This is a genomic window from Kitasatospora sp. NPDC094016, from assembly GCF_040304045.1.
Lineage (GTDB): Bacteria > Actinomycetota > Actinomycetes > Streptomycetales > Streptomycetaceae > Kitasatospora.
On sequence record NZ_JBEOUK010000091.1, the window covers coordinates 1 to 7,893 of the forward strand.

General features: G+C 70.4%; 8 protein-coding genes, 1 pseudogene and 2 CRISPR repeat arrays. Of the genes and pseudogenes, 1 reads left to right on the top strand and 8 read right to left on the bottom strand.

What is annotated here, in order from left to right; genetic code table 11:
- Positions 1-459: pseudogene (locus tag ABT015_RS37670) on the bottom strand (hypothetical protein); the annotation flags it as partial.
- 286 nt (positions 460-745) lie between these two features.
- On the opposite strand from ABT015_RS37670, the gene ABT015_RS37675 reads away from it, so the two are divergent.
- Entirely contained in the window at positions 746-1,321 is a 576-nt protein-coding gene (locus tag ABT015_RS37675) for an NsdA family TPR-like regulatory protein (protein WP_502897511.1), read from the top strand.
- Positions 1,322-1,328: 7 nt separating this feature from the next.
- On the opposite strand, the gene cutA (ABT015_RS37680) is transcribed toward ABT015_RS37675, so the two are convergent.
- From cutA (ABT015_RS37680) to cutA (ABT015_RS37710), 7 genes are all read right to left on the bottom strand, one after another.
- The gene (gene cutA / locus ABT015_RS37680; protein WP_350887800.1) at positions 1,329-1,652 is read right to left on the bottom strand and encodes a divalent-cation tolerance protein CutA; all 324 of its coding nucleotides are present in this window, start codon (positions 1,650-1,652) and stop codon (positions 1,329-1,331) included.
- Positions 1,653-1,931: 279 nt separating this feature from the next.
- A CRISPR array of direct repeats spans positions 1,932-3,302; the repeat unit is 29 nt; unit sequence ATCGGCCCCGCGCTCGCGGGGGTTGCTCC.
- Between the two features lie 111 nt (positions 3,303-3,413).
- Positions 3,414-3,680 carry a hypothetical protein gene (locus ABT015_RS37685; protein WP_350887803.1) on the bottom strand — a complete coding sequence of 89 codons (267 nt, stop codon included), beginning with the start codon at positions 3,678-3,680 and terminating at the stop codon, positions 3,414-3,416.
- 46 nt (positions 3,681-3,726) lie between these two features.
- Entirely contained in the window at positions 3,727-4,176 is a 450-nt protein-coding gene (locus ABT015_RS37690) for a hypothetical protein (RefSeq protein ID WP_350887806.1), read from the bottom strand.
- Positions 4,173-4,340 carry a hypothetical protein gene (locus tag ABT015_RS37695; protein WP_350887809.1) on the bottom strand — a complete coding sequence of 56 codons (168 nt, stop codon included), beginning with the start codon at positions 4,338-4,340 and terminating at the stop codon, positions 4,173-4,175. Before ABT015_RS37695 ends, ABT015_RS37690 begins: the two co-directional genes overlap by 4 nt.
- Positions 4,341-4,852: 512 nt before the next feature.
- A complete protein-coding gene (locus ABT015_RS37700; RefSeq protein ID WP_350887812.1) occupies positions 4,853-6,037 on the bottom strand; it encodes a helix-turn-helix domain-containing protein in 1,185 nt (394 codons plus the stop codon).
- 98 nt (positions 6,038-6,135) lie between these two features.
- Positions 6,136-6,768, bottom strand: coding sequence for an HAD family hydrolase (locus ABT015_RS37705; protein ID WP_350887815.1), 633 nt, complete (start codon positions 6,766-6,768; stop codon positions 6,136-6,138).
- Between the two features lie 213 nt (positions 6,769-6,981).
- Positions 6,982-7,251, bottom strand: coding sequence for a divalent-cation tolerance protein CutA (gene cutA, locus ABT015_RS37710; protein WP_350887818.1), 270 nt, complete (start codon positions 7,249-7,251; stop codon positions 6,982-6,984).
- 283 nt (positions 7,252-7,534) lie between these two features.
- Positions 7,535-7,806: direct repeats of the CRISPR family, unit length 28 nt; unit sequence ATCGGCCCCGCGCTCGCGGGGATTGCTC.
- Positions 7,807-7,893: the final 87 nt, after the last annotated feature.

A 7,893-nucleotide genomic window follows, 5' to 3' on the forward strand; every position in this document is an offset into this window, starting at 1 on the left:
CACGGCCCACACCTCGGGCCGCACCGCCCGCACGGCCCGCCTGGCCAGCCTGGCCCGGACGTCCTCGACCGGCCAGGCCGGCTTCTTCGGAGGCCGAGCAGAGGACATCGGAATCACCCCGTCGCCGTCGATGCCGGGGGGGAGCCAGCTCGGGCCGCTCGGATCTCCGATCCAGACCCGCTGGTCCTCGCCGCTCGCCGTGAGGCCGAACTCGCCCGTCTCCCAGCGTTCGAAGGCACGTTCCACCGTGTCCCAGAGCGGCGGTGGCCCGTGCTGGTGGACCGTGTCGGCAAGCCAGCGCCGGACACCTCGGTCCACGCCTGTGAACCGGTAGCGGTGTCCAGCAGGATCATCTGTTCTGGACAGGCCCGGCTTCACCTGCGGCGCGGCGGCCATATCGGCCGGCACGGCCATCGAGCCGTGGGAACGAATCGCCTCCGCGCTCGGCGGCAGCCTCATCGATCAGATGTCCGTAGACCCCCTGGCCTCGATCACCACACGACAGTTCGAGTACGAGGAACACATCCCAGCTCGGCTGCTCGCCGCCAAGCCGTCCACACACGTCGACCGCATCACTGCGGTCCTTCCGAACGCTGGCACCCACCGGGTCGCGCTCACCATCGCCGCTGGAGAGACCACGGCTCCGGCCGGATGGACCTACGGGACCTGGGCGACTACTCGCGCGCCGGTCACTACTACCGGACGGCTCGACTCGCGGCCGACCGCGCCGGACACGGCCCGCTGCATGCCCTCGCCCTGGGCTACGCCTCGTACGGGGGTGGATGCAGCAACGACTCGACAGATGCTCGCCGCCGCACAGGAGAATGTCCGGGGCCGAGGCCTGGAAGCGGCCCGAGCCTGGCTCGCCGCACGGGAAGCCGAGGAGGCCGCGGCGAACGGCGACGGGAAGTCGGCACTGCGTGCACTGGACCGCGCCCGGACTGCCTTCGACTACGCGGAGCCCGACACCGCTCCGGCCTGGATGTCCCTCTTCGGCGAAGCGCGCCTCAGCTCAATGACGGTGGCGACCTACGCCAGGCTGCGACACCGAGACCTCGGCGCGGCCACAGACCAGACCCTGGCCGACCTGGGCGAAGACGACCGGAAGATCAGGGTCGCAGTGCTCGGAGACATCGCGGCCGGCTACCTCACGGCGGGCGCCGTCGACCAGGCCATCGAGATCGGGCGCCGCGCCCTCGCCGCCACGCTCGAAGCCGAGACGACCACAGGTCGAGTACGGATGTCCACACTGGCCGACCGGCTCCCGGCATCGCCGACGGCCCAGGCCTTTCGAGCCGAGATCCGGGCCTCCTCGGAGTAACTGCCGATCAGCTTCGCGTCTCTGCGGCCACCCAGTCCAGGTAGGCGGCGGATCCAGTGATCACCGGCACCCCGACGACCTCCGGCGTGTCGTAGGAGTGCAGCTCAACGATGCGCGCGGACAGCCGATCAGCCAAGCTCGCCCGGGACTTGAAGTCGATCCGCCACTCGGCGGAGTCCTGCACCGCGCCGTCCCACCAGTAGACGGACTGGACGCGGTAGACCTGCGCACACGCGGCCAGGCGGTCACGGATCACCGCCGAGGCGAGATCACGGGCCTTCGTCTCGTCGTCATGGGTCGTCGTCACCACAACGAAGTCACCGATCGTCATACCGTGACGGTACCCGGCATCGACCGCCGCCCGCACTCTGCCCAATGGACTTACCCCACAACGCGCCCAGCCAGCTCCTGACCTCGGGCGGGTACCGCTGCCAACAGTCCTCAACCGTCCCACGTGCGAGTACGCTTCGAGAGCGTAGGCCACGACACTGACAACCAGCCCTGGGGTAAGGAGAGATGGCAACAACGCATCGGCTGTTCGACGGGGCCTCTACCGATCGAACTAAATCAATCAGGCCCCTCGGCCGCTAATCACCGCAGGTCAGGAAGTATCGGCCCCGCGCTCGCGGGGGTTGCTCCGTAGTGATGCCCCACCAGGAGGAGGGCATGGCATCGGCCCCGCGCTCGCGGGGGTTGCTCCGGTATCCAGCCCACGTTCGCCGGGATCGCCGCATCGGCCCCGCGCTCGCGGGGGTTGCTCCCCGACCTGTTCGGCGAAGCCCGCACTCCATGGATCGGCCCCGCGCTCGCGGGGGTTGCTCCCCGGCCAGGGCGTCACTGGTCTGCCTGAAGTCATCGGCCCCGCGCTCGCGGGGGTTGCTCCGCACCAGCGGCGGAAGCGGCGGGTGCGGTCGGATCGGCCCCGCGCTCGCGGGGGTTGCTCAGCCACCTGCCGGACCGCCTGATCACCGGCACGATCGGCCCCGCGCTCGCGGGGGTTGCTCCGCCCACGTCGAGCGTGCCCACTCCGGCGCCACATCGGCCCCGCGCTCGCGGGGGTTGCTCCAGCAGAAGTCCGCCGGCGGGCACCGAGACGTAATCGGCCCCGCGCTCCCGGGGGTTGCTCCTTCCGATCAGATCGCACTCGGCGTCGGTGAGGATCGGCCCCGCGCTCGCGGGGGTTACTCGACCTACTTCGACGGCGACGGGGAATACGACTAATCGGCCCCGCGCTCGCGGGGATTGCTCCGGCCACCCCGTGGCTTGGCCGATCCGCTCCCAATCGGCCCCGCGCTCGCGGGGGTTGCTCCGTCGTCCGCCACGTGATCACCGTCCAGGTCACATCGGCCCCGCGCTCGCGGGGGTTGCTCCCAGGGACACGAGATGGCGGCGGTCATCGAGCGATCGGCCCCGCGCTCGCGGGGGTTGCTCGGGCTACCAGGTATGAACATCAAGGCGACGGCAATCGGTCCCGCGCTCGCGGGGGTTGCTCCCCGCAGACGTTGTGGTAGCACGAGCAGGGTGAATCGGCCCCGCGCTCGCGGGGGTTGCTCCCGCTGAGACCACGCTCAGAGAGGTACATCTCGATCGGCCCCGCACTCGCGGGGGTTGCTCGCTGAGGAAGGCAGCCGAGGCCCTGACGGACGCATCGGCCCCGCGCTCGCGGGGGTTGCTCTGCGGGACAACCGGGCGGGCGTCGATATCGACAATCGGCCCCGCGCTCGCGGGGGTTGCTCTCTGTTGGAGGGTCAGGTCCCGTCCGGGTTCATATCGGCCCCGCGCTCGCGGGGATTGCTCCTCCGGGTCGCCGAGCGGGGAGTACTCGCGCCCATCGGCCCCGCGCTCGCGGGGGTTGCTCCACGAGGGCGCCTCGGGGGTCGAGCCGGACGTCATCGGCCCCGCGCTCGCGGGGGTTGCTCCAGCGGGGCGGATCCGCACACCACCCAGTGGCCATCGGCCCCTCGCTCGCGGGGATTGCTCCGGCCTCGTCACGCTCGACCAGCTCAGCACGGTCGGGATCCCGCCCTGGCGCCTGTTCCTCGACGAGTAGCACTGGCCGACCGCACCGCCGTACGGCCGACCGACCGGGGAGTCACTTCTCGGGGTTCGGCGGCGGGTCGGCCGGCGGCGGCGGGGTCTTCGGTGCCGCCGGCGGTGCCTTCGGGCCGCCGATTCCGCCCGAGCCGCCGCTGAGGTCCTTCTGCGGGGTCATGTCGTCCTCCTCGATCTCCTCGTCCGCCGGGATCGGGATCTCGCCGGGCGGCGACATCAGGGGGTGCCGCCCGCGGTTCGGGCCCGCGGTATCACGGCGGCCCCGGTTCCAGGCGCCCTGGCGTTTAGGGGGGATGGTGGCGCTCATGGCGTCCTCTCTGTGGCTGTCCTGCCGGGTCACCCATGATGGGGCCTCAGCCCCACCCGTTGCCGAACGTCCCCACCGGATGGCCGGGGTCCGCACACGGCGCACAGATGACCCGCGAGTACAGCACCGCGGGGCCGCGCACGATCGACTCGACACCGCCCAGCAGCGACGCCGAACCCGCCGGAGACTCGCAGGTCAAACAGGTCCGAGTCGCTCGGGCCGCAGTGTAGCAGGACCAGCAGACGACTCGGCGCGGGTCCTCGGTCAGCAGCGCCATGGTCTGGATGCTGGTCAAGTGCGCGCAGAGCCGCAACGTGCCGTCTTGCCGGGCCTGGTCCATGGTGGTGGTGGCGTCTCGCACCCACTGGCTGGCCTCCTCCATGGGGACCGCTCCGGTCTGTCGGACGCCGGCCTCCGCGAGCAGTCTGCCCTTGTGGGCTGTGCTCGCGCTGGCCTGGTCCCACAGGGAGGTGAGGAAGGGGTCCGACGGGGTCACGAGGACTCCCGCGGGACATCCAGCGGCAAACAGTGCTCCACCTCAGCGACGAACGCGGTGAGGTCCCGCAGGAACCGGCCGCAAACCCGGTTCCCGCAGACGAGGCGCAGGCCCAGCTCGACCCGCTCCTCGACGCCGACCGGTGTTCCGCCGGCGGCGCTCACTTGGCAACCCTGAGGCATCCGGGGTGAGCGACAGCGGGCCGGCTGTACCGCGCGTTCCCGGGCGGGGCGTCGGTATAGGTGCGTCCGACGTAGACCAGGTGTGTCCAGTCGCCATCTGTGCAGGCGATACAGGCCTGGCCGTGCAGTTGCTCGGGGGTCACCCGGAGCTGTCGAGGAACACCGGCGTAGGGCCTGAATTCCACGATGGTGAAATCCGTGGCCAGGGGATGCTGCTCGCTCACTGGTCCTCCGTCGAGATGGTTGGGCATCCCGAAGTACAGGCCACAACCGGCCCGCCGAGCGGCGCCGTGGTCGGGCCGGTCGACGTGTAGACGTGGCCAGCCGCTATCAGAGGCGGCTCGGGCATGCCACAGCAGATGCACGCTTCTCCGTGGAGCCGCGCGGGGCCTGTTGACTCCGGCTCGACAACCTGTTGCGTCGGTGTCCCTGTCGTGCCTCTAAGCGTCCCCGTCGGGCACCCCCGGAAGTGCCACAACCGGTGGCACCCCCCCTTACACGGCCTTGGCCCACCGAGCGAAAGCGAGCAACTGCTCGTCCCGACCGCGCGACAGCCGGACCATCGTGGCCAACTCCGTCCGCACCTGGCCGTGCTCGCGAACGTGTTGCGGGGCGATTTGCCTCGCAACCAGCAGTGATTCCTTCGCGTGCTGCGGTTGCCCGAGGAACATCTGGGCCCGGCCAAGGTCGATGTAGTAGTGCGACCGGCGCTCAGCTGGCAGTTCGCGCGGTGGTGCCCAGCGGGCCGCCGCCACTACCGCGTCCCGGAGATCCTGCGGATTGCCCAACTCCACGGCCACCGACAACCGGTGGACCTCCAGGCTGTCAGGCCCGACCGCCGTACCGTCGTAGAGCCGCTCCCGCACCCGGCTGGCCAGCGCCTCGGCGGCTCGCAGGTGCTCACGCGCCTCGTCCGCGCGCCGCATACGGCCGGCAGCAACCGCCGCGCGCATGTGCAGGGCGGCAGCAGCCGCAGCGAGCGGCTCCGTCGTCGGGGCTGGCATCCGGTCGACGGCGGTCCGAAGCGACCGCAAGCCAGGGCCGAGCTGGCCGACAGAGAAGAACGTCTCCATACGTACGTACGCCGCGGCGGCTTCGAGGGCGGGATCAGCGGCGATCGATGCCGCCCACCTCATCAGCTCGATCAGTCGGCCCGAGAGGTCGCCGTAGCCGTACTTATAGGCCACCGCGTCCGCCGACCTGATCGCCAGCGCGAGGAGGCGGGCGGCCCGTTCGCGGTCAGTTCCCCGAGCCTGGTCCACTGCGCGGAACAACTCGCTGAGCAACTGCGGCATCTGTTCGGCGAGATGTGCGTACCGCGACTGCACGCGGTCCTCGACTGCCCGTTCGACGTCCGCCGCGAGTAGCGGCAGCGACCGGACCGGGCCGTCCTCCGGCAGGTCGTACGCGGCGATCGCGCGCTGCAGGGTGGGGATGGCCTCGTGCACCCGGCTGTCGGTACGACCGGGGCCGCCCAGCAGATCCTCCGGAGTGCGGTCGAGAGCACGGGCCAGCGCCTCCAGGATTCCGTCACCCGGGGACCGCTCGCCGCCTTCGACCTTGCGGATCGTGCTGTACGAGACGCCGGACAGCGCCTCCAGCTGTCGACGCGTCAACCCGCTGGCCAGGCGGGTGGTTTCGATTCGCTGACCGAGTGCGGTGGCGGTGGTTCCGGGCATAGTGTGGCTCCGTTCCGTGGTCGCACTCGGAACGGTACCGGCGCTTGTACGGCGTCGGGCGGATTCGCCCCGGCGGTCACGCCGCCGGGGCGGTCCTGCTACTGGCCGACCAGCACCTCGGCCAGTTCGGTCAGCGAGTTCACGGTCCAGTCCGCAGTGGGCGCGGTCGACGTGAGCCCGATCGGACCGCGGCGAAGGTGCGCGGCCCGGAGGCCGGCCGCCCGAGCTGGCGTGACGTCGTTGGCCGGGTGATCACCGACGTACACGATCTCGTGAGGCTCACCCGGCGCCCAAGCCGTCACCCGATCGAAGAAGGCTGCGCTCGGCTTGGATACTCCCCACTCGCCGGACGTGACGATCGCAGCGGCCGGCAGGCCAAGACCGTACAGCAGCTCGGTCACCGCAGCGTTCTGGTTACCCGCGATCCCCACCCACAGCCCGGCTTCCTGAAGACGGGCCAGAGCCGGGCGGACGTCTGGGTAGAGGTCGGATTCGTCGAGGAAGTCGCCCTGGCCAGTTTCCTGCCGGGCCTGCCACTCTGCGGCCACGTCCACGCCGGGCCGGACAATCCGGATTGCGTCCGCGTTGTCTCGGCCCTGAGCAAGTACGGCCCCGACGAGGGCCGACATCGTGTGCGTGGGGACGCCAAGCCACCGGGCCCAGTCTCCCCAGTAACGGGTGTCGCTGGTCAGGGTCTCGCCGATGTCGAACACCACCGATCGGAGGGGCATGAGGCCGAGCCTACGCCGGGCAGTCCCCGTTATGTTTTCAGCGGCCCTGCAAGAGGGCCGCTGGCCTCCGGGCCCGGCATGACTGTGTCCCCTGTCGAAGGCATGACCTGGGGGTGGTGTCACCGGGTCTGGGGGTGTTCGTCGGAGACGCTGATCAGAGGTCCGGCCACCGCCCGGTCCGGCGGCGTGCGCCCTTTAGGAGCTCGCGTTTGATCACCGGCACCCGGCGACCTCCGGCGTGTCGTAGGAGTGCAGCTCAACGATGCGCGCGGACAGCTGATAAGCCAAGCTCACCCGGGACTTGAAGTCGATCCGCCACTCGGCGGAGTCCTGCACCCCGCCGTCCCACCAGTAGACGGACTGGACGCGGTAGACCTGCGCACACGCGGCCAGGCGGTCACGGATCACCGCCGAGGCGAGCTCACGGGCCCTTGTCTCGTCGTCATGGGTCGCCGTCACCACAACGAAGTCACCGGTCGTCATACCGTGACGGTACCCGGCATCGACCGCCGCCCACACTCACATCCGCCCGGCGGACTCACCCCACAACGCGCCCAGCCAGCTCCCGACCGCGGGCGGGTACCACTGCCAACGGTCCTCAACATCCCACGTGCGAGTACGCTTCGAGAGCGTAGGCCACGACACTGACAACCAGCCCTGGGGTAAGGAGAGATGGCAACAACGCATCGGCTGTTCGACGGGGCCGCTACCGATCGAACTAAATCAATCAGGCCCCTCGGCCGCTAATCACCGCAGGTCAGGAAGTATCGGCCCCGCGCTCGCGGGGATTGCTCGCGGCGGACGCCCCCGGGCAGCGCCCGGCGGAGATCGGCCCCGCGCTCGCGGGGATTGCTCCCTGGGCGGGGCGGCCGCCGTTGGTGATGTCGGATCGGCCCCGCGCTCGCGGGGATTGCTCCGGGTTTTCAGTTCGGATGCCCGGGGCTGGGTCATCGGCCCCGCGCTCGCGGGGATTGCTCCCCGCAGACGTTGTGGCAGCACGAGCAGGGTGAATCGGCCCCGCGCTCGCGGGGGTCGTGTCCCCTGAAGTGGTGTAGCGGTCGTGGACCAACGGTCATGAAGTAGGTGGGAGTTCGTTGCGGCCGGGCTCGTTGGGGTAGATCTTCT